Annotated in this window: 29 protein-coding genes and 3 pseudogenes; 26 read left to right on the forward strand and 6 right to left on the reverse strand. The window is 47.0% G+C overall.

Annotation, left to right across the window (positions count from 1 at the left end; genetic code table 11):
- The first annotated feature begins 113 nt into the window (after positions 1-113).
- The 8 genes from AYY17_RS10830 (at position 114) to AYY17_RS10865 (ending at position 5,114) form a co-directional block, all read left to right on the forward strand.
- The gene (locus AYY17_RS10830) at positions 114-680 is read left to right on the forward strand and encodes a hypothetical protein (protein WP_067423693.1); all 567 of its coding nucleotides are present in this window, start codon (positions 114-116) and stop codon (positions 678-680) included.
- A 122-nt stretch (positions 681-802) separates the two neighbouring features.
- Positions 803-1,120, forward strand: a complete 318-nt coding sequence (locus tag AYY17_RS10835) for a hypothetical protein (protein WP_067423694.1) — start codon at positions 803-805, stop codon at positions 1,118-1,120.
- Positions 1,117-1,422 carry a hypothetical protein gene (locus AYY17_RS10840; protein ID WP_067423696.1) on the forward strand — a complete coding sequence of 102 codons (306 nt, stop codon included), beginning with the start codon at positions 1,117-1,119 and terminating at the stop codon, positions 1,420-1,422. Before AYY17_RS10835 ends, AYY17_RS10840 begins: the two co-directional genes overlap by 4 nt.
- A gap of 305 nt (positions 1,423-1,727) precedes the next feature.
- On the forward strand, positions 1,728-2,600 hold the full coding sequence (locus AYY17_RS10845; protein WP_235845366.1) for a RepB family plasmid replication initiator protein: 873 nt from the start codon (positions 1,728-1,730) through the stop codon (positions 2,598-2,600).
- A gap of 541 nt (positions 2,601-3,141) precedes the next feature.
- A complete protein-coding gene (locus AYY17_RS10850; RefSeq protein WP_067423698.1) occupies positions 3,142-3,627 on the forward strand; it encodes a hypothetical protein in 486 nt (161 codons plus the stop codon).
- A 63-nt stretch (positions 3,628-3,690) separates the two neighbouring features.
- Entirely contained in the window at positions 3,691-4,140 is a 450-nt protein-coding gene (locus AYY17_RS10855; protein ID WP_137022583.1) for a hypothetical protein, read from the forward strand.
- A gap of 170 nt (positions 4,141-4,310) precedes the next feature.
- A complete protein-coding gene (locus AYY17_RS10860) occupies positions 4,311-4,793 on the forward strand; it encodes a hypothetical protein (RefSeq protein ID WP_137022584.1) in 483 nt (160 codons plus the stop codon).
- A gap of 57 nt (positions 4,794-4,850) precedes the next feature.
- The gene (locus AYY17_RS10865) at positions 4,851-5,114 is read left to right on the forward strand and encodes a hypothetical protein (protein WP_067423704.1); all 264 of its coding nucleotides are present in this window, start codon (positions 4,851-4,853) and stop codon (positions 5,112-5,114) included.
- Positions 5,115-5,283: 169 nt separating this feature from the next.
- Here AYY17_RS10865 and AYY17_RS10870 read toward each other — a convergent pair whose 3' ends face one another.
- Positions 5,284-6,243: a hypothetical protein gene (locus tag AYY17_RS10870; protein ID WP_067423706.1), complete on the reverse strand. Its 960-nt coding sequence runs from the start codon at positions 6,241-6,243 to the stop codon at positions 5,284-5,286.
- Between the two features lie 569 nt (positions 6,244-6,812).
- Between AYY17_RS10870 and AYY17_RS10875 the strand changes: the two genes are divergently transcribed.
- The 5 genes and pseudogenes from AYY17_RS10875 (at position 6,813) to fghA (ending at position 10,157) form a co-directional block, all read left to right on the forward strand.
- The gene (locus AYY17_RS10875) at positions 6,813-7,136 is read left to right on the forward strand and encodes a hypothetical protein (protein ID WP_067423708.1); all 324 of its coding nucleotides are present in this window, start codon (positions 6,813-6,815) and stop codon (positions 7,134-7,136) included.
- Positions 7,137-7,398: 262 nt separating this feature from the next.
- Positions 7,399-7,675, forward strand: a pseudogene (frmR, locus tag AYY17_RS21260) (formaldehyde-responsive transcriptional repressor FrmR).
- Between the two features lie 30 nt (positions 7,676-7,705).
- Positions 7,706-8,815, forward strand: a complete 1,110-nt coding sequence (gene frmA, locus AYY17_RS10885) for an S-(hydroxymethyl)glutathione dehydrogenase (RefSeq protein ID WP_067423709.1) — start codon at positions 7,706-7,708, stop codon at positions 8,813-8,815.
- 41 nt (positions 8,816-8,856) lie between these two features.
- The gene (locus tag AYY17_RS10890) at positions 8,857-9,255 is read left to right on the forward strand and encodes a VOC family protein (RefSeq protein ID WP_006814898.1); all 399 of its coding nucleotides are present in this window, start codon (positions 8,857-8,859) and stop codon (positions 9,253-9,255) included.
- Between the two features lie 65 nt (positions 9,256-9,320).
- Positions 9,321-10,157, forward strand: a complete 837-nt coding sequence (fghA, locus tag AYY17_RS10895; RefSeq protein ID WP_008813493.1) for an S-formylglutathione hydrolase — start codon at positions 9,321-9,323, stop codon at positions 10,155-10,157.
- A 27-nt stretch (positions 10,158-10,184) separates the two neighbouring features.
- Here the strand turns inward: fghA and AYY17_RS10900 are convergent, their stop codons facing one another.
- A complete protein-coding gene (locus tag AYY17_RS10900; RefSeq protein ID WP_000470623.1) occupies positions 10,185-10,820 on the reverse strand; it encodes a recombinase family protein in 636 nt (211 codons plus the stop codon).
- Between the two features lie 167 nt (positions 10,821-10,987).
- Between AYY17_RS10900 and AYY17_RS10905 the strand changes: the two genes are divergently transcribed.
- From AYY17_RS10905 to AYY17_RS22745, 10 genes and pseudogenes are all read left to right on the forward strand, one after another.
- On the forward strand, positions 10,988-13,975 hold the full coding sequence (locus AYY17_RS10905) for a Tn3 family transposase (protein WP_067423715.1): 2,988 nt from the start codon (positions 10,988-10,990) through the stop codon (positions 13,973-13,975).
- Positions 13,976-14,171: 196 nt separating this feature from the next.
- On the forward strand, positions 14,172-15,056 hold the full coding sequence (locus tag AYY17_RS10910; RefSeq protein ID WP_011039617.1) for a DNA replication terminus site-binding protein: 885 nt from the start codon (positions 14,172-14,174) through the stop codon (positions 15,054-15,056).
- 12 nt (positions 15,057-15,068) lie between these two features.
- On the forward strand, positions 15,069-15,392 hold the full coding sequence (locus AYY17_RS10915) for a hypothetical protein (protein ID WP_011039618.1): 324 nt from the start codon (positions 15,069-15,071) through the stop codon (positions 15,390-15,392).
- A 19-nt stretch (positions 15,393-15,411) separates the two neighbouring features.
- On the forward strand, positions 15,412-15,981 hold the full coding sequence (locus AYY17_RS10920) for a type I-E CRISPR-associated protein Cas6/Cse3/CasE (protein ID WP_082981373.1): 570 nt from the start codon (positions 15,412-15,414) through the stop codon (positions 15,979-15,981).
- A gap of 153 nt (positions 15,982-16,134) precedes the next feature.
- Positions 16,135-16,716, forward strand: a complete 582-nt coding sequence (locus tag AYY17_RS10925) for a TetR/AcrR family transcriptional regulator (protein ID WP_047781151.1) — start codon at positions 16,135-16,137, stop codon at positions 16,714-16,716.
- Positions 16,717-16,839: 123 nt separating this feature from the next.
- Entirely contained in the window at positions 16,840-17,319 is a 480-nt protein-coding gene (locus tag AYY17_RS10930) for a cupin domain-containing protein (protein ID WP_067423717.1), read from the forward strand.
- On the forward strand, positions 17,316-18,023 hold the full coding sequence (locus AYY17_RS21900; RefSeq protein WP_202906411.1) for an MFS transporter: 708 nt from the start codon (positions 17,316-17,318) through the stop codon (positions 18,021-18,023). The genes AYY17_RS10930 and AYY17_RS21900 overlap by 4 nt, the downstream gene beginning before the upstream one ends.
- A complete protein-coding gene (locus AYY17_RS21905; protein ID WP_328585539.1) occupies positions 17,956-18,504 on the forward strand; it encodes an MFS transporter in 549 nt (182 codons plus the stop codon). The genes AYY17_RS21900 and AYY17_RS21905 overlap by 68 nt, the downstream gene beginning before the upstream one ends.
- Positions 18,505-18,523: 19 nt before the next feature.
- Positions 18,524-19,072 carry an SDR family NAD(P)-dependent oxidoreductase gene (locus AYY17_RS10940; RefSeq protein WP_011039620.1) on the forward strand — a complete coding sequence of 183 codons (549 nt, stop codon included), beginning with the start codon at positions 18,524-18,526 and terminating at the stop codon, positions 19,070-19,072.
- A gap of 10 nt (positions 19,073-19,082) precedes the next feature.
- Positions 19,083-19,307, forward strand: a pseudogene (locus AYY17_RS22745) (SDR family NAD(P)-dependent oxidoreductase); the annotation flags it as partial.
- A gap of 43 nt (positions 19,308-19,350) precedes the next feature.
- Here AYY17_RS22745 and AYY17_RS21265 read toward each other — a convergent pair.
- Positions 19,351-20,184 carry a hypothetical protein gene (locus AYY17_RS21265; RefSeq protein ID WP_082981374.1) on the reverse strand — a complete coding sequence of 278 codons (834 nt, stop codon included), beginning with the start codon at positions 20,182-20,184 and terminating at the stop codon, positions 19,351-19,353.
- A 169-nt stretch (positions 20,185-20,353) separates the two neighbouring features.
- Between AYY17_RS21265 and AYY17_RS10950 the strand changes: the two genes are divergently transcribed.
- The 3 genes from AYY17_RS10950 (at position 20,354) to AYY17_RS10960 (ending at position 22,372) form a co-directional block, all read left to right on the forward strand.
- On the forward strand, positions 20,354-21,403 hold the full coding sequence (locus AYY17_RS10950; RefSeq protein WP_162271113.1) for a hypothetical protein: 1,050 nt from the start codon (positions 20,354-20,356) through the stop codon (positions 21,401-21,403).
- A 185-nt stretch (positions 21,404-21,588) separates the two neighbouring features.
- On the forward strand, positions 21,589-21,831 hold the full coding sequence (locus tag AYY17_RS10955; RefSeq protein WP_067423722.1) for a hypothetical protein: 243 nt from the start codon (positions 21,589-21,591) through the stop codon (positions 21,829-21,831).
- Between the two features lie 148 nt (positions 21,832-21,979).
- Complete coding sequence (locus AYY17_RS10960; RefSeq protein WP_235845365.1) at positions 21,980-22,372, forward strand: hypothetical protein; 393 nt, start codon at positions 21,980-21,982, stop codon at positions 22,370-22,372.
- Positions 22,373-22,428: 56 nt separating this feature from the next.
- On the opposite strand, the gene AYY17_RS10965 is transcribed toward AYY17_RS10960, so the two are convergent.
- The 3 genes and pseudogenes from AYY17_RS10965 to AYY17_RS10975 form a co-directional block, all read right to left on the reverse strand.
- On the reverse strand, positions 22,429-22,812 hold the full coding sequence (locus AYY17_RS10965; RefSeq protein ID WP_067423723.1) for a hypothetical protein: 384 nt from the start codon (positions 22,810-22,812) through the stop codon (positions 22,429-22,431).
- Positions 22,813-23,655: a hypothetical protein gene (locus tag AYY17_RS10970; RefSeq protein WP_067423725.1), complete on the reverse strand. Its 843-nt coding sequence runs from the start codon at positions 23,653-23,655 to the stop codon at positions 22,813-22,815.
- 98 nt (positions 23,656-23,753) lie between these two features.
- Positions 23,754-24,672: pseudogene (locus AYY17_RS10975) on the reverse strand (IS3 family transposase); the annotation flags it as partial.
- Positions 24,673-24,790 lie beyond the last annotated feature (118 nt).

Raw genomic sequence — 24,790 nt, forward strand, 5'->3', positions numbered from 1 at the left:
ACTAGGCAACAAATAAAATAATTATATTGCTATATAACCTTCGTCAGCGGTTGAGGTCATGCTTCAATAGAAAGGTAAACAAAACAAACAATACCAATAAAAAGAGGCTCCCTATGTACTGCACAGTCAAAGAATTAATCGCTCACTTATCCACTAAAAATCAACACGCTGTTGTGCTCTCCAAGCTGTGGGACACGCAAGATATTCATGAAGTCTTATCTGACAATGAACTGAAGCCAATTTCTGAATATGAGGCGCACAAAGCGCTTCAGCTGGTGGATCGCACACATGATGCCAATATCGGCATTAACTGGGATACGTTGCTCTGTGCTGTTGAATCATCAGGAAGCCTCACTGCTGAGCAATATGCACAGGCCAACACCTGCTTCACTGTTCCTCGTGAACTGTACTCCGTCTGTAATGAAGTGACGATCCCAGCAGGGTCTATCACTGTTGAATTTGAGGCATTCGAGCTACGCTCTGCACTGGCAAGTTCAACGCTCTCCATCTCAAAATTTCATCAGTTGAGTGGTTTCATCAAGTCAGTGACTGAAGGCTGTGATACACCGATTTACCATTGGAGTGTTTACGCCGAATGCCGTAATGGGAAATGCACGATTTGTTTGCAGGACAATTTCCAAACCAAAGAATATCGCTGGGTTGAAAAGAGCCTGTCATAAATCGTTAGTAAAACGCGTGTAGTAATGCGATGAGATGTAAATCGAATCCTAACCTTAAAATAACGATAAAACCGCTGAGGATCGCTTTGAGAGAGCCTCAGCCTTAAAAAGAGGTGTGACCTATGCTGACGGAATTAAAACTCCAGGAGGATCTTCGACTCCTGAATGTGACGCTTAAGTTCGATAAATCGGCGCTGATTGACGCTTTTGCTGTGTTGGAAAGAAACCCGCAATTCCTCCATATCGTTATCTACAGTGAAGCGACATTTGAGGATTTTGATGACGCGGATGAGAGTGCTGAAAATTGCATGAGCGATCCTGTTCTGGAAGTGTGGCGCTCTGGTGCGTGTTTGACTTGGATAGACCGTGCGGATGATACGCAGTTCCAGTGTGACCTGCCAATTATCAGTGTGCTGAATTCGTCGGAGATGAACCAGTGACCAGTGAACAAGCCATCAAGGTGCTGAGACGCAGTATCTGGGATTTGAAAGGCCTCAAGGAAGCACAGGCAGAGCGCGTACTGGCTTACCTGAAGACGCGAGTAAACCGCGTCAAGGGGGCGGTATTGAAACCCGAAATTCCGAAGGATATGACCTTTCTGGAAGCTATAGAGATGGGATATATCCACCAACAAGGCAACTGGAAAGACGCGCCGTGGTGCTGTAATAACCGCATCATGTCTTCAGCCAGTGACGCGCTGAAAGAGGCCAATGAACAGCTGAAAGCGCATTGGGCAAATTGACATCAAAAAATCAGAACCAGACCCATACATTGGCGCTGGTTTTGGTCTTATCCACTTTTCCACAGCCCTGATCCTAATAATTAACCTAATTAGTTCCTAACAGATCCTAAAAGATCCCCGTCGCTCGCAGACCGCTGGTGGCGTGGCCTACAGAGGATTGCGGTGAGTTTGAAAGGGAAAAAAGTGAGTCTGAATGGGAAAAAAGTGAGTTTGGGTGGGATTTCGGTGTGTTACAGTGGGAATCTCGGTGAGTCTGAAAGGGGAAAGCCGAGATTCTATTCACAACCATGAGGGGTTATGGTTTGATGTTACAAAATTGCAGTAATAACATCCTGTTATTCAAGGATGCGATCCCTGTTGCGGAAAATTCTTCGCACAGGAAACTCACAGTCTCAACCAGTTCAAGTGTTCAGCCCGTTTCACTGTTAAGGCTCGGTGTGTTCACACCGAACATTCGGTCGAAAGGTAAGGCTGGGAAACCGTTGGACGCGAGCGAGTCGCTCAGCCGCCTGGAGTATGCCAGAAGTGAAGGCTACACCAACGTGGTGATCACCGGACCTCAGCTAAACTACTTCATTGATTTTCGTTGCTGGCTTGGCATTATCCATGCGTTTAGCGCATCACCTGATGCCTTGAACGGTAACAAAATTAAGGTGAAATTCAGCGAGTTCTCAAACTTTTGCGGGTATCCGTCAAAGCGGCTTGATTCGAAATTGCGTAAGGAGATAGCCGACTCATTGACGCGTATCAGGGCGAAGACGATCACTTTCACGACACCTGGTACCAAAAAGTTTATGGTAACCGGTCTGTTGATGAAGGCGGAGTTCAATGTTGTTGACGACCAGATCGTACTGGAAGCTGATGAGCGCCTTTGGGAGCTCTACAGCAATGACCATTTGAGTTTGTTAAGACGTAAACCGCTGTTGGCATTGCCACGAAATGAAACAGCTCAGGCGCTGTACACATATTTCGAGGCATTACCGCGACAACCTGCGCCGATCCATATGTCTCGGTTACGTGAGCGGTTGATGATGAACGGTCGGGTCGCAGACCAGAACCGAAAAATCAACGATGCGCTCAATGACCTGGAGAGTATTGGATACCTGAAGTACGAAGTGATGAAAGCCGGACGCGAGTCCGTCGTTCACATTCACAACAGGAATGCGACGCTGGAATAAAAGTGAGTTTGGTCGGGAAACCCGCTGTGATGGCGGGTTTTTTTTTGCCTGTAAACGAAACGAACAGTAAAGTGGGTTTGAGCGGGCGATAAATTGGGTCATTAAATGGACTAAAGTGAGCCGAGGCTGGGGGAAGGATCGTTTAATGGTGCGTTCTGATGGGTAGCGAAGTTTTAAAAGTGAGCCTGAATGGGTGCCTGGTATTTGGTGAAGGCAGAGATGCGAGTGTTTTGGATGATTTATAGCCAAAGAGTGGTATTTCAAACCCCAGTTATGAGGGTGAAAATGGATAGTACCCATTGAAACACACTTTTGTGTGGTCATGTTGATAAGTAAACGTATATTTCCCGTTCAGACTCACTTTTCAATAGTATATATTTCCCATTGAAACCCACCGAAACGCAATCAGATATCCACCGCAAAATTGGATGGAAAATGAGGTCTTCCCGTTCAAACTCACTTTATTGATGGAGCTGTGCGATTTGTTGACTTAATTTCGGTAATGGTTGGGCTTGGGATATCATTTGGGTAGGAGGATTTTATGGGTCAATTTGGCGAGCAACTAAAGCTGTACTCTGATCGGCAACAGGATGAGAAGAAGCGAACGGCATTAGATGTACAATACGCAAAGTCAGAAGGGAAAGAGGGGTTTCTGACCTTGAATATCTCAATAGCTCCAATGTTTCCAGAAGGGCGTGACGTGAATTGGGAACAAAAAATAACTATCCAGTTGTCCCGGTATGAATTGACCGCATTTTGCGGCGCTTTATTCGCGCTGGAAAAAGAAATGCGTGCTAAGTTTCACGGCGAGAACAAAAACAAAGGGTTTGTCGCGAACAATAACGGGGCGCTGGGTTGCGGCCTGACGATATCGGAAGCGGGAACGACGATGACCTTCATGCTCGATCATGCTAGGCGTATCGAGCTGGGTGCATTCGTATTACGTCGGCAGGCCGAGGCCTGGAAGATGTCAGCGAGTGATGTACTGGCAATCATGCGCCAGTCCGTGAGTATTAAAAAGCAGTGAGTTTGCTGAGGGGCGAAGTCACTGTTTGAGCTCCGTGGGGGAGCGATAAAAAGGGGGTAAGTCTTGAAAAAGCCATTTCTTCTTCTGGCCGGATTGCTCATGTGCTCGGCAGAGCTCTACGCCTCGGTCGATACATCGAACCTGCAACAGGAAACTCGCACAAGACAGATCGGTCCGACACCATCTGATGCGCGTCCGTATTCTGAAATCAAACACCATGTACATGATGGTCCGGTTGAGCTTTTCTTGATTGAGGAAGTCACAGGCGCTGACCAGTCATTGCATTCGGTCGTTATATACGATGGCAATCGGTACGAGCTGAAAGGGGAAGTCGATTGGCTCAGGTCAGGGGAAGCGAACATGCCTTCTGGTGGATGGGCGTTCACTGTATTTGCGTCAGCAACGGAAACATACGCTTGCCCACCAAAGGTGGCGCAATCAGGTCAAGGCTCCTGCTTGTTGTTTGTGTTGAAAAGCGATGAAACGCCACTGTTAAATCATGAGCCTGATTAACGCGGATTGTACAGGCGATGATCAGGTGGGCGTTTCCACGGGCTGACAGGGAGGAAACCCAGAAGGCCAAAGAGTGAATGGTACCGGGTAAACTAGGTTATTTATCAACCTTTGGGACAACCTGCGTTGCGACCGCCACCCGTAAGGGTTTTACAAACGAGGTAATCAAAATGAACACTGCAATGAATTTTGCTCTGGCTGTATTAGCGCTGACAGTCTGTTCGCCAGCCATCTCCAACGAGACGGAAAAAGTAAATTTCCATGTTCCACGTTCGGTGTCAGATCAGGACCCTACAGGGGTGAAAAAACTGCGGATGAAATACAAGCAGTTCTACGTGAGTTATCTGGGTAATGGTGATAAGCAGGAATTGAAGCAACCGGTCTATTTCGAAGGGGCATATCGTTATTCGCTGATCAGGTCGTTCGACGGGAACAATACGGTGCTTTATCTCGGTGGCAGCAAACATGTTTTGTCTGGCAAGTCGGGTGCGTTGACCCCGATGGTAGCAGGTAAGAAGTTGGTCGCGTTGCGAGATAGTGACAACACTGTGTTGGTGTGCCAGGAACAGGTGTTGCGGCTGAAGTTTTCTAAATGCTGGGAAGTGGCTCACAGCGACCAACCTTTGGCGGTCATTCCTGACGAAGAAGAGTAAAACGGATGCTACAGCGATGATTTTGATCGCGCTACGTAAATTCTAAGGGGAATAGCGATGTTCTATGCGGAAGATGTGATGTTGGTGAGTCTTGTGGCGATCTGTATTTTCGTTTTCAGTTTGGTGGTGTTCGCCATGTGCTTGCTACGTGATTGGAACCAAAAACTGTACACGGCCAGTATCCTCGGTGGGGTAGTTTCATTTGCTTTTCTCATGGTCCTGATTGCGGTACCGACAGTGAAACAAGAAGGCGTTGCGAAGGGCGGGCATTCTCATTCAGAGTGCAAGGCTGTCGAACTTCGAACGTTAACGGACGTGTAACTAGACCGCAAAAATCAGGAAAGGTATAAACAAAAGATGCAATCGCTGATCGGTATGATATTCTGATTGCAACTGGAGTCGCGAGCGTGTCTGAGGGGACGCGCCGCACGCGGGGTTCCCCCAGAGCGGGGTCAAAATACAAGCCTACCCACCAGCTGAGAATGCCGCACTAATCCTGCGGCATTTTTGTGCATAAAACTAAAGCAGTCATGACTAAATATGATATTTGAAATAGATAAATGCCCCTAAAGCGATCCCTAATAGAGTGAAAAAAAATGTTCTGGTTATACACTCCACCTAAGAAAATAGGCGCACAAAAAACAGCTATAGTTATAATTACATGCTTGTTATTTTCTGATTCTTGTTCTTTTTCATATAACCTGTAATTCAAATCATTCTCTTCTTCTTTCAAGTCCCATGATGTCATTGTTGTAGGGGCGAGATCACATGGTCTGCTGTAATCAACACTATCAAGCTTAATTTCATTGGCTTTATAATTCAGAATGATTTTATCAATAAAGTTTGAAATTATATAAAACGTATTATATTCCAACTGGATATAGTCGAACATATCACTATCTGATAGTTCAGTCAGTTTTATAAGCTGATGATTTTTTTTATTTGGGGATTCTACGGCAGGAAATGATCTGATGTAACAGTTTTTTACCAACATGTCAGTAGGGTTTATATTTGTTTCTGGGAAAAAATCCCTAAATACAACCAAAGAGATGGTGTCTTTATTATTTTCTTTACAACGCTCAATGGGATGTAGCTCTTTAGCAATGTTAAGGAATTGCATTATGGTTGCTAAGAATTCATTTAAACACTCTTTTCCAGCTAAAGTGTTTTTGTTATTTGTAAGGCTAGGGAACTTATCAAAAAAGCGCTCTAAATTTAAGTAATAAAAAATATTATAAATGACATTCCTTATTTCAGGCTTGGCTACCAACTCCCCCTCAGTGTTTACATGAGCTAACCCATGAAGTTCGAAGCAAGATAAAATCTCAAATCTAACCCTATTTTTAACCTCTAAAGGCTGTTCACTTTCCGTGATGATAAGCAGCAGTTTATTTAGATAATTAAAAAGAATGGTTTCAGTTGTAAGATAAAACTGATTCTTATTTTCCAATTTTTAAGTCCTTTCAAAATTCTGTCATTTACCATATTACAATATAAATACCTTTAATACTCAAATAGACAATCGTTACCACAGTTACTCTAGACCAACATACAATGAGGGGTATAACCCTACGCCCCGGCGCTCCGCTTGGGGCAAACCCCAGCCCGAGCTCTATTCCCACCGTTCCGCGATAATATGAAAGCCCGCTTGAGTTCCGCGTTATTATTTGAAATTGGCACATTATTCCTGGGTGGCTGCTCCGAGAAAAGAAGAGATAAAGAGAGAAAAAAAGAGAAAAAATAAGAGAGTGGGGGCGATGAGATTTCAACAATAAAAGAGTCAAAAAGGTCTCTAGTGTGGCAGCGGTGTTTTAAATATGCATTACTGTATGTTGGTCTAGATTTGTGGCGTATGTTGACTTTATTAATTTCAAATCTGCTATCACCTTTAACATTTCATCAAATTCTAATCCTCGGTTAAAGGTAAAAGGGGCCGCTTTGTAGACTTTTATTCGTGCATGCCAAAATGATTAAGGTATTATCGCCATTAATTATTGTGGCATATTTGGAGTCTATTGGATGAAGTTGAATATAGATAAATGCTTATCTTTTATTGGAAGCCACGCTTGGTTCTTCATCTTTGGAGCCGTATCATTTCAGATTATTAGTATGGTTGTACTGGCTCGAAGCTTCTTTGTCGATGCGTTCCTCGATACCGCTATAATCGCTGCGGCCATTCAAATGGTGGCTATTATTTTCATGGCTGTTTCCCGTCATGCAATAAAGATACGTATGTTAGATTCGGCTGGTGGTCCAGAGGCTTACCTTGCACAAAAAATTGAGTGGCCGGGCGACCCGTTCTACACGGGGTCAGTTTGGATATCGAAAATTATTGTACGTTAGGCTCATTTTTTGACCATCAATGATGAGCCAATATCTGGCGAAATTTAACAGAACCGCCTATACCCCAAATCCCGTATCGGTAGATATCATTTTTGTAGTAACTTTCCTTCCGACAGTATCACAGCCAAAAATAATATAAATATATGATTTATATCGCAAATAAAGGTAGTTATGTTTATTCTTAGTTATACTATAGTGGAGTATGCATTGACAATAATTATATACTCCACTATAGTATAACTCAAAAATGGTGAGGTAAATAATGCCCAGTACTCCTGAAGAGAAAAAAAAAGGTCCTTACCCGTGTTCGCCGTATTCGGGGTCAGATTGATGCTCTGGAAAGAGCGCTGGAAAATGGTGCTGAATGCCGTTCCATTCTTCAGCAGATAGCTGCCGTTCGCGGAGCAGCTAACGGTCTTATGGCAGAGGTGCTCGAGAGCCACATACGGGAAACCTTTGACCAGAATGACAGCTACAGCCATGAAATCAGTAAATCCGTTGACGATACGATTGAACTGGTTCGCGCCTATCTTAAATAGCTAAGCCATCACATTGAGGATAATTTACATATGAAATCACGTGCTGCCGTTGCATTTGCACCAGGGAAGCCCCTGGAGATTGTTGAAATTGATGTTGCACCACCTAAAAAAGGCGAGGTGCTGATTAAAAATACCCACACCGGTGTCTGCCACACCGATGCCTTTACCCTCTCCGGGAACGATCCTGAGGGCGTTTTCCCGGTGGTTCTCGGCCACGAAGGGGCCGGTGTCGTCGTGGAGGTCGGTGAAGGCGTGACCAGCGTGAAGCCGGGAGACCATGTGATTCCGCTTTACACCGCCGAATGCGGGGAGTGTGAATTCTGTCAGTCCGGGAAAACGAACCTCTGTGTATCGGTTCGCGAAACTCAGGGAAAAGGACTGATGCCTGACGGAACCACTCGCTTTTCTTACAATGGCCAGCCTCTTTACCACTACATGGGATGCTCCACCTTCAGTGAGTATACGGTAGTGGCCGAGGTTTCTCTGGCAAAAATTAACCCGGAGGCAAACCATGAACACGTCTGCCTGCTGGGCTGTGGCGTGACTACCGGGATTGGCGCTGTTCACAACACAGCGAAAGTACAGCCTGGAGATTCTGTCGCTATTTTTGGTCTTGGCGCAATCGGTCTGGCTGCCGTTCAGGGGGCTCGCCAGGCAAAAGCAGGACGCATTATCGCTATCGACACCAACCCGACCAAATTCGAACTTGCCCGTCAGTTCGGTGCAACCGACTGCATCAACCCGAACGACCATGACAAACCGATTAAAGATGTGCTGCTTGAAATCAACAAATGGGGCATTGACCACACTTTTGAATGTATCGGTAACGTCAACGTTATGCGTGCGGCGCTGGAAAGTGCTCACCGTGGCTGGGGCCAGTCCATTGTCATCGGCGTGGCCGGCGCCGGGCAGGAGATATCCACCCGTCCATTCCAGCTCGTTACCGGGCGCGTATGGAAAGGTTCTGCTTTCGGCGGAGTGAAAGGCCGTACGCAACTTCCGGCCATGGTAGAAGATGCCATGAAGGGTGAAATTGAACTGGAGCCATTTGTTACCCACACGATGACGCTGGATGAAATCAATGAGGCCTTCGATCTTATGCATGAAGGTAAATCAATCCGTACGGTAATCCGTTACTGATAGCGTCTTAACTGAGTCAAACCAACTGAAGGAAATGGATCATGGCAACACCTGTAATTTCTGGTAATGACGTTTTTTCCCACGTCTTCATCGGTGCATCCGATGTTGAAAAATCCGCTGATTTTTACGATGCTGTCCTCGGTACGCTTGGCATCAATAACCTCGGCCCGTTTGGCAATGGCTGGGTACTTTATGGTCGTGAAAAGCCAGCCTTTATTATTGCACGTCCGGGCAACGGTGAAGCGCCATTGGCCAACGGCGTTACTGTCGGCTTTGCAGCTGCAAGTCCGGAAGAAGTTGATGCTTTCCACGCCGCGGGCCTTGCCGCCGGAGGGAAAGATGAAGGTCAGCCTGGCCCGCGCAGCCATCTCCCTGGAGCCTATGCAGCCTACCTGCGAGACCCTGCGGGTAACAAAATCACGGCTTATACGTTCATCTGACGTCCGGCTATAAAGAGACTTCCCCTGACTCCCTGTCAGGGGAAATAACCATGAGACAGAGGCTAATGGAACTCATCGAGCAGCATGCCAGCGCTGGCGGCTGGCAAAACGTATACCGCCATAATTCACAAACACTTAATTGTGAGATGAATTTCGGTGTTTATCTTCCCCCCAAAGCAGCAACAGAAAAACTGCCGGTCCTGTACTGGCTCTCGGGTCTGACCTGTACGGAGCAGAATTTCATCACCAAATCGGGTATGCAGCATTATGCCGCCAGGAACAACATCATCGTCGTTGTTCCTGATACCAGTCCCCGTGGAGAGCATGTCGCAGATGCTGACAGCTACGATCTGGGCCAGGGTGCCGGATTTTATCTGAACGCGACGGAACATCCGTGGAACACGCATTACAGGATGTATGACTATATTCTCCATGAGCTTCCGGATGTTGTCATGGAGCATTTACCTGTAACATCAAGGAAATCAATATCCGGTCACTCCATGGGGGGGCTGGGAGCGCTGGTTCTGTCGCTGCGAAATCCTGATGAATATGTGAGTGTATCGGCATTTTCACCAATAGTGTCACCTTCTCAGGTGCCATGGGGACAACAGGCATTCACCGCGTACCTGGGTGAAAATAAAAAAACGTGGGAGCACTACGATCCCGTCAGTCTCATTTTACAGGGTGCGAAATTACCAGAAATTTTTATTGACCAGGGATTAAGTGACGCCTTTTATGAAGATCAGTTACGCACTAAAAGTCTTGAAAGAGTGTGCAACGAGATGAACATCAACACATCATTCCGATATCATACTGGTTACGACCACAGCTATTATTTCATTTCCAGCTTTATTGGTGAGCACATTGCTTACCATGCCAACAGGCTCAGGCTGTCAGCATGAGTTGATTTCCAGCCTCAGAAAATGTGCTTAATTTTCAGGCCTGAACAGGGCCTGAATCCTGCAGACCTGAGATGTGCTGTAACCGGTGGCTTCAGCAGTTTCTCTTATGCTCAGTTTCTTGACCTGTCGGTAATACAGAACTTTCTTATGTCGTTCCTGATCGGCCTGTTTGCCCCGGTATTTTCCCAGCGTATGTGCCCGTTCAATTCCCTGCTTCTGCCGATGGCGGCGGCTCAGCCAGTCCTTATGCGACATCGCGGCCATCAGGTCGATAAGCATATTATTGATGGCGGTTATCACGGCGCGGGTGATTGGGTCAGCCTGCGAAGGATCTTTATCTGACAGCGCCTGCCATGAGGTGGGTACATCGAGGCTGACAATCCGCAGCTCGTGTTGCTCGATTTGCTTTTTCAGCGTCATCCAGTCGCTGTTGCTCAGACGGGTCAGACGGTCTATCTGCTCGACCAGTAAAATATCATTGCGGTGACTGTCCATCAGTAAGCGCCCCAGTTCCGGGCGGTCAAGTTTTGTACCGCTGATGTTCTCCCGGTAGTAACTGGCTATTTTATGTCCCCGCTCCTGAACAAACTGCTCCAGCATCTCTTTTGCCCGATCGGCGAACTGATCTTCCGTCGATGCCCTTAAATAAGCTCTGATGAACATTTTTCCACCACGTTATCGCATTTAAGTTATTGCATTTAATCTATCGCATATAGGTTATGTCATTCATCGTGTGCCGTCACGTTTTGAATATGGCGTCAGGGTGTACCCTTATGCGATAAGCATTTCTGTTAAAAATACCGCATCGGATAATTTACGAGGGAAACTATATGGCAAGGAGGCAGATTCTTTCTCTGTCGGAAAGAGAATCATTACTGGCATTACCGGACGAAGAGTTAACGCTGACCCGGATGGCGTATTTCAGTGAACATGATCTGGCACTTATCAGTGCTCACCGTAAACCTGCCAGCCGTTTTGGTTTTGCCGTCCTTCTTTGCTATCTGAAAAATGTCGGCTTTACCCCGGATAAAAAAATCCCTCCCTCTGATGCGCTGCTGAAGCATATCGCCAGCAGGCTAAAACTTACCGGGGATCTCTGGCCAGCTTACCTTTCCGGCAGGGAAACCACGCGACGCGAACATTTAACCGAACTGTACCGCTATCTTGGCTTAAAAGCGTTCACCGGCAAAATACAGCAGGACTGTATTACACACCTGCTGCCGATGGCGACGCGCACCGATAAAGGTATTCTCCTGGCCGAAGAACTACTGGTCTGGCTCCGGCAGAACAACGTGATAATCCCCTCGATTGATGTCGTGGAGCGTTCCTGTGCTGAGGCCATGGCAGGCGGCGATAAAATCGTGTTTCAGACCCTGAATGCCCCGTTAACTCCGGCTCACAGGGATGCTCTGGATTGTTTACTTGAGTCATCGGATAATCAGTCTTCCAGGCTGACATGGCTTCTGCAACCTCCGGGTAAAATCAATGGTAAGAACGTGCTGCAACACCTTGATCGGCTCAGTAGCATTGAATCGCTGGCATTACCGGAAGGTATAGATCGTACCATTCACCAGAACCGGTTGCTGAAACTGGCGCGGGAAGGCCGAAAGATGAGCAGCCGGGATTTGACCCGATTTTCAGCAGCCCGGCGTCATGCGATCCTGGTGTGCGTGCTGGAAGAAGCCAGAGCCACACTGACAGACGAAGTGATTGAGTTGCATGAGCGAATGCTGAACAGCCTTTTCAGCAAAGCCAAAAGAACACAGGCTGAGCGCCTTCAGCAGACCGGAAAGCTGATCCAGTCAAAACTGAAGCAGTACATCAATGTCGGTCAGGCGCTGTCTGATGCCCGTGATTCCGGGGGAGATCCATGGCTCGCAATAGAAAACATACTCCCATGGCCTGAATTTGTCGCCAGTCTGGAGGAAACACGCCATCTCGCCAGAAAAAATAATTTTGACCCGCTGCATATTATTACCGAGAAATACAGCACATTACGGAAATATGCCCCGCGCATGTTGTCAGCTTTACAGTTAATCGCAACTCCGGCAGCGCAACCTCTGGCTGATGCGCTGGTTGTGATCAAGGATATGTACCGGAAGCAGTCACGTAAAGTTCCGGCCACCGCGCCGCTTGAGTTTGTCCCAGAAAGTTGGCGCAAGGTGGTAATTACACCTGCGGGTATTGACCGGCAGTACTATGAATTTTGTGCGCTCAGCGAGCTTAAGGGGGCGTTGCGTTCCGGGGACATCTGGGTTAAAGGTTCACGCCGCTACAAAAATTTTGATGATTACCTCATTCCCGAAAAGGACTTTGACAAACTCACACCGGCGCTGCCACTTCCCGTATCTGCTGATTATCATGAGTACATTACCAGCCGTATGACCCTGCTTCAGTCCAGGCTTGAAGAGGTCAATGCCATGGCTGCCCTTGGTGAACTGCCCGATGTGGAAATATCTTACAGGGGCGTAAAAGTCTCTCCGCTGGATAACAGCGTTCCGGTGCAGGTTTCACCGCTGGCAGAGCTGGTTTACAGCATGCTACCGCGCCCTAAAATCACGGAAATTCTCGATGAGGTAAACAGCTGGACGACGTTTACCCGACATTTTTCGCATATAAAAACTGACATTACCCGTCCCGATATCCGCCTGCTTCTCACCACCATTCTTGCGGATGGCATCAATCTTGGCCTGACCAAAATGGCGGAAGCCTGCCCCGGTAGCACCAAATCATCACTCGAAGATATTCAGGCATGGTACATCCGCGACGAAACCTATTCAGCAGCCCTTGCAAAGCTGGTAAACGCGCAGGGGAAAAGGCCGCTGGCGGCATTCTGGGGAGACGGGACAACATCATCATCAGATGGACAGAATTTCAGAACAGGCAGATCAGGCCGCTACGCAGGGCAGGTTAACCCAAAATACGGGCAGGAGCCCGGACGTCAGTTTTATACCCATATTTCGGATCAATACAGCCCGTTTTACACCTGCATAATCAGTCGGGTCAGAGATTCAACCCATGTGCTCGATGGCTTGCTGTACCACGAAAGCGACCTGGAAATCAGGGAGCATTACACCGATACAGCGGGTTTCACCGATCATGTCTTTGCCCTGATGCATCTGCTGGGATTTGCGTTCTGTCCGCGAATCAGGGATCTCCACGACAAGAAGCTATTTATCAAAGGGAAAGCAGGCCAGTACCCGGCGCTTCAGTCACTGATATCAACAACCAGCCTGAATCTGAAAGAGATCGAAATTCACTGGCGTGAAGTGCTGCGTCTGGCAACCTCGATAAAGCAGGGAACCGTGACGGCATCCCTGATGCTGAAAAAGCTTGCCAGCTACCCCAAGCAAAACGGGCTGGCCAAAGCACTGAGAGAAATTGGCCGTATTGAACGAACTCTGTTTATGCTCGACTGGTTCCGCGATCCTGCACTGCGTCGGCGGGTACAGGCGGGGCTGAATAAAGGTGAAGCCCGTAACGCGCTGGCGCGAGCGGTATTTATGCACCGGCTGGGAGAAATCAGGGATCGAAAACCGGAAAATCAGAGCTATCGCGCCAGTGGACTGACGCTCCTGACAGCTGCCATATCCCTGTGGAATACCGTCTATATGGAAAGAGCTGTCGATGCTCTGAAGCGTAAGGGAGTGAAGATCAACGAGCAACTGCTGTCGCATTTGTCCCCGCTAGGCTGGGAACACATCAATCTGACAGGCGATTATATATGGAAAAGCAACCGGATACCGTCAGCCGGTAAGTTTCGTCGGCTGAGGCCAGCTAAATTAGGCAGGTCAAAAAATAACCTTAACGTACAATAATTTTCGATATCCAAACTGACCCCATGAATGGCTTCGCACTAAAGCCCATGCCCCTAACACCTTTCTTGGTTAATTCCCTTACGAATAACCATATCTTGCCTTTGCCCCTGAAAATTGTATAAAGTATGGATAAATATACAGCCCCTGTTTCGGCGGGGGGATTTGCAAGTTACCCTTTTTTCGGGGATTGATTACGATGAACATCGCAGAAACCTTCCATCGCCTGGAAGACTCTCTGGCGTTGCTCAAGCGCGTGCTGGCACAAAAGTCGCCTCTTTATGCTCGTGTTTGTGTAATTCCGCCAGTTGCTGACGGCGATGAGACTTTACCCGTTAACCGCATCGAACCAGAATTACTGTACGGTGCCCAGGCTATTGAACAAACTCAGAAAGCCTTTACCGATCTGCATATCAAAGACGGGTTATCCCAAAAATCGACACGTCGTACCGCTGGCGTGCTTTGGTATGATGATGAAACGCCTGAGTTCGCGGCAGAAGTCATGGCGCTAATAACGAGCATTAACGCAATAAAGCTGTCGATTCAAGAGCACATTATTACTGGATTCAGTTCGCAGAATGCGCGCTTCTCCGCACTGCATAATGCCTGTCCGGGCGTAATGACGCTGCATCTATACCGGCAAATTAGAGCCTGGCATAAGGCCGATATTCAGTCCATTCGTTTCTCGTGGCAGAAGAAGTCTTTATTGCGGATCCCGGATAAGGCCAAACTACTCGCCAGCATGCAGGCCGATGTCATAGATAATAGTGAAGTGACTGTACCGGTCGGTAATTTGGCTCAGCGGATAGCTAATACCCCGCAAGACAAATTACGTCTGCGTCGTCCGGCTAAAATACAGCCGGTGGCAAACATTCAGTTTCGCGCAGATATCGAAGGTGAACCGCCAACGCTGAAAACTGTAACTGCATTAATGCCATACATCATCATCCAGAATCAGCGGTTAGAAGTGAAACCACTTCAGAACTATTCACCGCGCGATATTCAGCGAAGTAAAGACCGACTCGCAACCGAGGTGATCGGGACTTTCCACGGCGAGACTATTGAAATGCTATTAGGGAGATAATTCATACCGCATATGAATTACTATAAAATATACAATAAGGATGTCGATGCCTGGCTAAGACAAGATCAGTCAGGCTTTACCGATGAAGAACATGCAGGCTTCTGGCCGGAGCCTGCTATCATCAATATTGAACAGAGTGACGTTCAAAAACCTGTGTATTTCTCACCTTCAGCAACCACCTTGAAACTCATTGAGTTCGGGGTGTACGACTTTTGTGGTCGCTGGCCGGAGCGTCCAGAGCTGGCCCAAAAGCATCTTTTCTCTTGTCAGAACCTTGAATTTCGTCACCTGAAAGCGACGTATTACTATAAGGAAACCTTAGGTAATACGACCTGAGGCCTCTGGTGAGATAACAATGAAATATTATGAAAGTACGCTGCGCTTGAGGATCCCCTCAACCGATTTGTATGGAATACATCAGCATCTGGATTTTTTCATTCAAGAGCAAAGTAAAGCCAAGTTACCGTATTCATTCCTCGTACAACCGGGCACGGGCAACGATTCTCGTATCCTCTTACGTACAGCACAGCCTATCGGTGTTCCTGGTGAAAAGCACCTGAGCGCGACCTTTACTGAAGGCCAAAAAATCACCCTCTGTGGATCTATGGCCGTCGTGCGTCGTGAAACTGTCAACGGTCGGAAGCGAGAAGTTACCCCTCCACACCACGAACTGAACGAATTCATCCATTACCGCCTTGAGCGGGCAGGGTTTACTCCCCACCATGTCGGGGTATACGAAACGAAAAAGAATATTATTCAGAAGCCAGACCACCGCCATCAGAAAGGTCACCGGATCGTCGTGCCGACGACAGAATTCATTGCCACAGGTAATGTCGCGTCAGTAGAGGAATTCGAGCAAGCCTTTGTATTCGGAGTAGGCAGGAAACGAATTTTTGGCGTTGGTCAGATATCCCTCATCAGTTGAGCCGACGCGTAACCTCCACAAAGCCGGTCAATACCGGCTCTTTCCATTCTCTGCGACGACCCTTATCTATTGTGTACTGATCTGTAAAAATAGTTATTGACTGACCAGTCAACAACTGGTTTACTTGCGTAAAATACAATGAGAGGAATAACCATGAGCGGAAGACCAAAAGAATATGACGACCAGAAAGTCATTGAAGCTGCGATGAATGTTTTCTGGGATCATGGTTACGAAGCCAGTGGTACCCAAGCTCTTTGTGAAGAAACGGGAATGGGTCGGGGCAGTCTTTACCATGCTTTTGGTAACAAACAAGGCCTGTATCAAAAAGCGCTACAGTATTACCAAGAAATGGGGATAAACCGACAGAAAGACATTCTTTCTAGCCAAGAAAGTCCCAAGCAGAAACTACTGAATTTGCTTAACTGGGGGATCGAGATTGACCAAGATCCTGAAAATCCGCGAGGGTGTCTTGCTCTACATTCGGTTCTCGAACGCAGCCATAAAGACCCGCAAATACAGTCCATCAATCAACAATATCTACTGCGCCTGGAATTATTGGTGAAAGCTGTCATTACCGAAGGTGTCAAACAGGCTGAATTCCCTGATAGCACGAATATCTCCACCAGCAGCAAGGCCTTCCTATCTGGGTACTATGGTCTACGGATCATGGGCGTTACCTTGACTGACCGTGATTTTTTGAACGAAGCAGCCTACGGAATTATTTCAAAAATTTAGGATCCCCACCCGGTGATTTGACGCGCTTAATAGTTTACTAAATGGTAAACAATGCTGTCTTTTTGTTTCCAAAATAATGGCGATCTATTTTGTACTAATCGATAAACAATGGAGTAATACCCCATGAGTACAGATGTTAAGGCTTTCCATATCGCGACAGGGAACGGTAATTCTGTCTGGATGAACGGTGACCTCTACTCAGTATTAGTGAGTCCATGCGTAGCGCAAGGGCAAATTTCAATTTTAGAAGCGTCCATTCCACCAGGGGGTGGCCCGCCAAGACACAACCATCTTAATGAAGATGAAATTTTCTATGTGACGCACGGTCAGCTGGATATTTCTGCCGGTGATGATTCATTCATCGCAACGGCAGGGAGCCTCGTTTTTGTCCCTAGAGGCATGATGCATGGTTTTCGGAACAACACTAAAGATTTCGCCAAGCAATTACTCATTTTTACGCCTGGGGGATTCGAAAGGTTCTTTTTAGAAGTTGGCCTTACGGCTACAGCAGGGAGGCCCATTCCGGACGTCTCCAGTACCAATCAGGAACTCGCTCGCTTAATCGGGGCGCAGTACGGATCTTATCAAGAGGTGGAAATTTGAAACGTAATTTATACATTCTGATGGCAACCATTTTAGTGGTAACCATGAGCGAACTCCAGACAGCGGGTATGCTTCCAAATATCGCAGCAGACCTTCAGGCATCAACCGGACAAGTTGGTTTACTTGTCTCGGTGTATGCTCTCGGCATGGCGGTCGGTGGCCCAATCATTGCATATATGCTCCGACGCAAATCACCGCGATTGGTACTGACTTCTATTATTGCAGCTTATGCGGTGATAGAAATTCTAGCGCCAGTAGTTCATGAATATTGGTGGCTTGCGTTGGCGCGCTTACTTACCGGCTGTCTCTCAGGAGCGACTTTTGGCCTTGCACTGACGTTTGCTGCCCGTCTTGCCCCTTCGCCTGACCAAATTGGACGATCTGTTTCCATCGTACTAAGTGGCCTTATGGTCGGCACTGTCATCGGCTTGCCGTTAAGCCATTTCATCGCAACGCAGTGGGACTGGCAATCCTGTTTCTACCTGCTTGGTGTTGCCGCATTACTAGTAAGTTATATCGTCCTAAAATGGCTCCCCAATCTGGCTAAAGCGACGGAAGACGAATCAGTCGCTGACATTCAAAACCTTAAGTCACCTAAATTATGGTCACGATACTTGGTTAGTTTTCTGACGATCGGTGCAGCATACGGCTCTTTTTTCCTTCTTTACACCTTTACTTCAACAGAATGCCGGTTTCAGTTCTGATGCGACAACCTTAATCTTGCTTGGTTATGGACTCTGTACAGTAATCGGCAACCTCATTGTTGGCCGATTCGCAGATGCACACCCCGTTGGTGTCTTACGAATTGGGCATAGCGCTTTATTGATTGCCTTGGTTGTCTTGTCATTATTCAGCGACGTTAAAGAATTGACGCTGGTTATGGTGCTGGTGGTTGGCTTGATCGGTATCTCCATGAATCCTGCCTTAATCACGCGAGTCACTGAGGCAGGCGGAACTGGGTACTTAGTCACTACAGTGCATACCGCGGTTATCACGATGGGCGTCACACTCGGTACCATGTTTAGTGCGTTCTCAATGAATATTTTCGGACAAGATCCCGTGATTGCGACCTGGACAGGTGCGGCATTAGTCGTGGTCGTATTAATCGTTCTAGCCATGCAAACAATGCGATTTAGTAATACCAAACAACCCCTTGCGCGGGTCAACTCATTGAACAAGTCCTAAGTAACGGAGAGAAAACAGAATGGTCAATTTAACCACAACAGCATCAGAAAAAATTGCCTTGGTAACGGGGGGTTCAAGAGGTATTGGCAGAGAAATTGTCTTGTCGCTGGCGAGGGATGGGGTCGGTTATATAGGGATCCACTGTGGTAAAAATCAGGAGGCTGCACGTCATGTCGTAACCGAACTGCGCGCGCTTAATGTTGAGGCCGACATTTTCACCGCAGATTTCGGGAACAACGCGGAACAAGCGGCACTCGGGCTATGGGAAGCATTCTATAACCGGCTGAAGGACAAAGGCTATAACGATGTTGATATTCTGATTAACTGCGCTGGGATAGCACCATCTACGTCACTCATTGAGACAACATTGAATGACTACCAGGCAGTCATGTCTGTTAATGTTGAAGCTCCATTCTTTCTGTTGAAGGCCGCCGCACCTCATATCAATACGGGGGGCCGCGTTATCAACGTTTCAACTGTTTTAACCCGAGTCTCCGATCCGCAGCGAGCAATTTACGCCGCTTCAAAAGGCGCTATCAACGCGTTGACACTTTCGTTGGCAACTTGAGTTCGGAAAAAGAAATATCACCGTCAATGCCATTGCACCTGGTGTAGTCGATACCGACATGAACAGTGGCTGGCTTCATGCTGAAGAGGCTCAAAAAATAGCGTCTGGTTTCTCTGTTTTTTCACGAGTTGGCAAAACCGAAGATATCGCTGACGTGGTTTCGTTTTTAGCGTCCGACCGTAGCCGATGGATAACAGGGCAGATTATTGATACTTCCGGTGGTTCATGCATTTAGGGGTAGAGGGGTAGAAACCAGCTTTAACTGGTTTCTACCTGACTCATAGGCCTGGCAGCGGGCCTGTGTAGCCTTCGTCTTCCGCAGTGACTTCCTTAATAGGCTTCGCCACACCCACTGTAACAGGTGCCTTCACCAACGTAGGATCGGTTATGTCCAGGATCCCAATGGTGGAAACGGTATACGTGTCGATAGTCATCCACGGTTTCTTCATGTCGCACTGACTTTTAATGTCGCGCTCCGCTGAACACCAGGTGAGCTTCCCTTTGTTGAGATCCCGAACGCTCGGTTCACCGTACTTCTCCAGAGCCCCAGCCACCAGCGCTTCCGGGTTATTGAAGGAATAACGAATTGACTTCACCCGGCTAATCTCCGGCGTGTCACCCGTCCCTTCAATCAAGTTGACGATCGTCTCTTCGTTCACGTTCCCCCAGGTCAGTGACGCAACTTTCCCATTGCGTGATTGGGTTCGTACAGCCGCGATATCGCGTCGTTGGGCTTGCTTGTTCGCCGCTTCCAATGCGGCGTCAAGTTCCATGCCCAGTGAAATACCTGCCACATTGAACGCCGTTACATCAACACTGCTGATTGGAGGCAGTTCCACTTTGGGCTCTACGGGGAGGGTCGGTGCAAGGGCATTGTTACCTGTGCCGTACAACCCGCCATCATAGTTAGCGGCTTCTCGTGCATCTCTGTCTGACTCATTAAGCACGGTATAACTGGCTTGAGCAGACGTCGCGTAAGCTAATGCCACCAGCAGGCCTAATGCTATTTTGGTCATGAAAACATCCTCATTATGGGTTTCGTGAACGATAACACCCACCCCGAAAGCGATGAACGAAAAAGGCCAACAAAACGAGGGCGTTAAATTTTCCATCCTCGTCCGCCCCCGAATACTATGAGCCTCTATTCAAATGTCTGAGGAGTATGAGTGAAAGTGGAGACTGAAATTGGCCGGTATCGCAACGTGAGAAACTCCGCTGTTTTAGCCCGACCGCTACAGGGTCGTCAAACCAATGGTCCAATCCATCTCTGGGAGGAATGTCATGGGTAAGCAACAGGTTCCGCTTTGGGTTAGAGGTACCGCCTTTGTTCGTGAGTACCTATCGTTCATCACATTGGCAGTGCTCTTTGTCTGGTCACTCTTTGGATGGCCTTCACCTGACACCGCGACGGGTGCAACAAAAACGATTATTAACCTGTTAGATTTGGCCGTACCTCTGGCTGTAATTTGGTTGGTGGTCACCGCGTTTATGCGAACCGCATCATTCCACTATCTCCGTTACCTGGGTGGGGTCCTCTACGATATCGTGTTGTTGATCGTCACCTTTCAACTGGCCTGCCGATTTCTGGTGCAGATCCAAGGTGTGATTAACGACATTATTGACGGAGCCATTGAATCCCCTGAGTTGGCAATTAGCACCGTGGTCAGCGTTTATCTTGTCATCTTCCTGTGCCGGTTATGTATCGGTAAATCCAAGGTTCAATCGATGAGTGTGGCATACGGGCGTCCAACAGCCCCCATTCACCGAACGGAAGCCTCGTTGATGCTAACGGCAGTCCATGAGTGCGGTCATGCGCTGGTATATGCCCTTCAGAATACGCACCCCGAAATAATGCGGATGGGGCTCGCTCAAGAATCGCGCGGTAATGAACTACGACTGGGCTATATGGAAAGCAACGTGGCACTTGATGGCCGGGCAACGCGAGATCAGCTTTACTGGCGCATGCTGTTGGCGCTCGGTGGTTCGGCTGCTGAGTTGGCTGTTTATGGCAAGCAATATGAAGGAGCCCTGGAGGATATGCGCACCTGGCAGGAACAAGCAGGGCGCTACCTTCAGAACGGTTTCGGTCAGGTTCTGATGTGCGATGACGGCCATGACGTCTCTCTTCGTCACAATATAGCGGCGTTTAATGCCTTGCACGCCGAACAGGTCGCTATCGTGAATCGGTTTATGCGTGACAACGTCACGTTATTAACGGAAATGGCAACGGAATTACGTCACCTGGGAGCACTGGATAAACAGGCTATAACATCGTTTCTAGGCCGTGTCTCGATCAGTGTGGATGTCCCCACCTTTGTGATTACGGGCTGACAGGCCAAGAGGTCGCTTAACTGCGACCTTTTTGCTTTAAAATCACGACGCAGTTTTGAAAACTGATATTTCGCGGGGGCGATTATGGGTCTGAAAAAGTGAATCATTATGAAAAGTAACGTCATTTCGTCCCCAGAATGGGCCGTGCCACACTATGGGGGAATAACCATTAACAGGAATAACTTATGACTCAAACAACTCAACGAAAAAGCCGAGATATGCGTCGCTTACTGATTGAACCTGATCGCTACGAGCTGGTTGAATATGGTAAAGAAACCATCTTTGATCGTGTTAAGGCCGTAGTCGTCATCAATGAAGACGGTGTGATGTGCATTAACGCCAGTGACACGGCGCTCGGTATGTGTGGGTTAACCGACTGTATCGAATCGTTGGTCGCCCGATACAACGACGGTTTCCGTTTTATCTAATCGGGCCTCGAAATGAATAAAAAAGCTATTTTTTCAGTGTCGCTGGTCTTGCTGGTCGGGGCCAGTGTTTTAGGCTCCGACTTTGCGCATTGCAAAGCAAAGGATGTTCCGAACTACATCCAGATGAGTGAGTGCTGGGTCGAGTTGGATGGGTACCATTTTATGGCCGGGTGTTCATCCCGGCATTTCTTTTGAGGTCAGTATGAAAGGTCAGGCAAAGAAGGGCGGTGAAATCGGCATTAATGGAGAGTATTACAAAGGTGGACAGTTTATGCCGGGTAGCTCAAAGACAAAGAAAGGTGACCGGGCGTCGAGTGCTAGCCCCTCCGCCAAACCTAAACGACAACTCATTGAGCCAGGTGTGTTTGTCGAGGTTTCCGATGGAGAGAAGACTATCTATAGCGGAATTATGGCTTTTGTTATCGTGGAAAATGGCGTAATGCGGCAATCCGTCAGCGATAAAGCCATCGCCCATTATGAGCTCACCGACACCTTGCCTGGTCTTATCGAACGATTCAACGCAGGTGAACGATACCGGTGAGGGTAATTCCTCACCGATTTTGATTAATCAATCTTTCATAATTAGCATGGCATTAATTATTTTACATCAATTTTATAGATTTTCTTGAATTCTTTTCCTGCGTAGGAAGTCCCGTAGGTATTACCCGATATATATATCTGAATAGGATTCTTGATTAATGGAACTCCAGAAATAGTTATGGTATGAAAATCTTCGTTTTTTTGAGTCTCCCCTTGAAAAGTCAAATAGGATACCTCTGGACTCCAGGTTAGCCCAGAATCTGGGGGGGTAATTATGATGTCGATACTCTTTCTACTTATGTACCCTCCTGATATATTAATTACTTCGTTATAAGAAGCACCATAGGTTGCTGTTGTTAATTTATCAGGAGTAACTTTAGGTGTTGGGTTGCCACAACCTGCTAATGCCAAAGTTAAAATTACTATAATGAGTGTTTTCATTTACAATACCGGCTTGAATACGAGAGCGCCAAACGTGTGATTTAACACATAACTAAGAGGTTTATTTTCCTTGACCCACGGTTTAACCTCCCCCCAGGAAAAACACTTCAAGTTCACTATTGTATCTAAATTCACTTGATCGGTAAGAGTTGTGCCATCTGTTCCAGTAATAGTACCATTCCAAACAATCCAATGGTTTTTATTTGAAGTATCAGTGTTAGGTAAGCCCGTAAGCATTCCCGCAGAGATAAGCGAAACAACTACATACCCTTTTTGTTGGTATTGATTTAGGGTAAGGATATCCTCTAACTTAGATGAAGATAAGCTAATATTGTCAAATACCTTTTCATACCCAACCTTCTCAAACCATTCTGATAACATTCCCCACATTGTGACACCTGCGGCTTCATCTTCTGCGGAGCCATAGCTGAAGATGATATTCTCAGAATCACGTAAGCTAGCAAGCGTGATCCAGTCTAACCCTGAAACTTTCAATCTTCCGCTATCTCGATAAAATGAACCTGAAGGCCTCTTGCAGCTTTCAGTTGGAACTATTTCTAGTTTGCCTATTTTTGTTTTACCATATAGCCATAATTCTCTTGCGGCTTGCTCATATATATCAGGCCTATCAACAAGAATGCTATAAAATAATGCAGCTGGACCGCAAAGGCTGGTTGTACCTTGGTTTGGATAATCAAAGTGGTTTAATCTTTGCACTAGTTCGAAGTCAAATGAGTCTTTTTTAAAAGGGTCTTTTGCGCTATTAGCTGGGTACTCTTTTGCAATAAACTGCCGTTCAGGAACAGTGATCTTCAGTTCAATAGTATTATCGCCATCGCTCACAGGCTTTGTTTGACCGTTGGATTCAAAGTAACACGCATTTTCTCGTTTGCTCTCAGAGCAAGCCTTGCCGGATATAAGGTCCTCTAATGTTGTAGTGGTCAATAAAATTTGGTCACAGTTTTAGAGCTTTTCCAATATAATCGTTCTGACTCATTGGGCGTTAAGCCACCGTTATATTGATGCGGTCTAATCTGACTATAATACCCAATGATATATCGGGTTTATTTCTTGCTGTGCTTCTATAAAATTACGGTAACCTAAAATAGGTACCCATTCTGTCTTTAAGCTTCGAAAAAATCGCTCCATCGGCGCATTATCCGAGCAATTACCTCGTCGAGATAAACTTTGCTTTATCTGATAACGCCATAGTAATTGGCGATATTGACGGCTTGTATAATGACTTCCTTGATCTGAATGAAACAGCATATTTCTTGGCTTACCTCTTGATTCAAAAGCCATTGATAATGCTTTTCCCGTTAGTTGGCTATCGGGTGAAAATGACACCGCCCAACCAACGGGCTTTCGAGCAAATAAATCCATCACAACCGCAAGATACATCCAGCGATTACCTGACCAAATATACGTTACATCACCCACCCAAACTTGGTTTGGCTCCGTGACTGCAAATTGACGTCCGAGATAATTCGGTATTTCAACGTGCTCTTGAGTCGCTTTTTTATATCGATGCTTTGGTGTTTGGCAACTCACTAAGCCAAGTAATTTCATTAATCTAGTTGCACGATAGCGCGTTAAAGGAACCTGTTTTGTATTCGATACAATGTCAGCAATAGTACGAGCACCAGCAGAACCGTGACTGCTTTCATGGGCTTCTCGAACAAGAGCCCGAAGCCGTATTTGTTCCACTGACGGTGTCTTTGAGCGATGACGCCAATATTGATAGCTACTGCGATGAACACTGAACACGTTACACAGCTGTTTTATACTAAAGCGCCGACTGAGTTTCTCGATCAGCGAGAATTGTTCAGAGAGTCCGACATCACCAGCGCTGTAGCCTTCCTAAGAAACACATTCTTCTTTTGCCTGTAAAGTCATACCCATTCTCTCGGCTTGGCGTTTGAGATTTTTTAGTACCCTTTCTTTGTACCGCTCTTCGTAATATTCAGCGCCAGGATCT

The organism is Morganella psychrotolerans (assembly GCF_001676055.1).
Lineage (GTDB): Bacteria > Pseudomonadota > Gammaproteobacteria > Enterobacterales > Enterobacteriaceae > Morganella > Morganella psychrotolerans_B.

Coding starts and splice junctions, on each gene's coding strand:
- AYY17_RS10865 (WP_067423704.1), top strand. CDS start 4,851: ATGTTCTATGCGGAAGATGTGATGTTGGTGAGTCTTGTGGCGATCTGT.
- frmA (WP_067423709.1), top strand. CDS start 7,706: ATGAAATCACGTGCTGCCGTTGCATTTGCACCAGGGAAGCCCCTGGAG.
- AYY17_RS10830 (WP_067423693.1), top strand. CDS start 114: ATGTACTGCACAGTCAAAGAATTAATCGCTCACTTATCCACTAAAAAT.
- AYY17_RS10890 (WP_006814898.1), top strand. CDS start 8,857: ATGGCAACACCTGTAATTTCTGGTAATGACGTTTTTTCCCACGTCTTC.
- AYY17_RS10860 (WP_137022584.1), top strand. CDS start 4,311: ATGAACACTGCAATGAATTTTGCTCTGGCTGTATTAGCGCTGACAGTC.
- AYY17_RS10960 (WP_235845365.1), top strand. CDS start 21,980: ATGGGTACCATTTTATGGCCGGGTGTTCATCCCGGCATTTCTTTTGAG.
- AYY17_RS10845 (WP_235845366.1), top strand. CDS start 1,728: ATGTTACAAAATTGCAGTAATAACATCCTGTTATTCAAGGATGCGATC.
- fghA (WP_008813493.1), top strand. CDS start 9,321: ATGGAACTCATCGAGCAGCATGCCAGCGCTGGCGGCTGGCAAAACGTA.
- AYY17_RS10965 (WP_067423723.1), bottom strand. CDS start 22,812: ATGAAAACACTCATTATAGTAATTTTAACTTTGGCATTAGCAGGTTGT.
- AYY17_RS10940 (WP_011039620.1), top strand. CDS start 18,524: ATGGTCAATTTAACCACAACAGCATCAGAAAAAATTGCCTTGGTAACG.
- AYY17_RS10915 (WP_011039618.1), top strand. CDS start 15,069: ATGAATTACTATAAAATATACAATAAGGATGTCGATGCCTGGCTAAGA.
- AYY17_RS10905 (WP_067423715.1), top strand. CDS start 10,988: ATGGCAAGGAGGCAGATTCTTTCTCTGTCGGAAAGAGAATCATTACTG.
- AYY17_RS10910 (WP_011039617.1), top strand. CDS start 14,172: ATGAACATCGCAGAAACCTTCCATCGCCTGGAAGACTCTCTGGCGTTG.
- AYY17_RS10950 (WP_162271113.1), top strand. CDS start 20,354: ATGGGTAAGCAACAGGTTCCGCTTTGGGTTAGAGGTACCGCCTTTGTT.
- AYY17_RS10900 (WP_000470623.1), bottom strand. CDS start 10,820: ATGTTCATCAGAGCTTATTTAAGGGCATCGACGGAAGATCAGTTCGCC.
- AYY17_RS10925 (WP_047781151.1), top strand. CDS start 16,135: ATGAGCGGAAGACCAAAAGAATATGACGACCAGAAAGTCATTGAAGCT.
- AYY17_RS10835 (WP_067423694.1), top strand. CDS start 803: ATGCTGACGGAATTAAAACTCCAGGAGGATCTTCGACTCCTGAATGTG.
- AYY17_RS10930 (WP_067423717.1), top strand. CDS start 16,840: ATGAGTACAGATGTTAAGGCTTTCCATATCGCGACAGGGAACGGTAAT.
- AYY17_RS10955 (WP_067423722.1), top strand. CDS start 21,589: ATGACTCAAACAACTCAACGAAAAAGCCGAGATATGCGTCGCTTACTG.
- AYY17_RS10875 (WP_067423708.1), top strand. CDS start 6,813: ATGAAGTTGAATATAGATAAATGCTTATCTTTTATTGGAAGCCACGCT.
- AYY17_RS21265 (WP_082981374.1), bottom strand. CDS start 20,184: ATGGAAAATTTAACGCCCTCGTTTTGTTGGCCTTTTTCGTTCATCGCT.
- AYY17_RS10850 (WP_067423698.1), top strand. CDS start 3,142: ATGGGTCAATTTGGCGAGCAACTAAAGCTGTACTCTGATCGGCAACAG.
- AYY17_RS10920 (WP_082981373.1), top strand. CDS start 15,412: ATGAAATATTATGAAAGTACGCTGCGCTTGAGGATCCCCTCAACCGAT.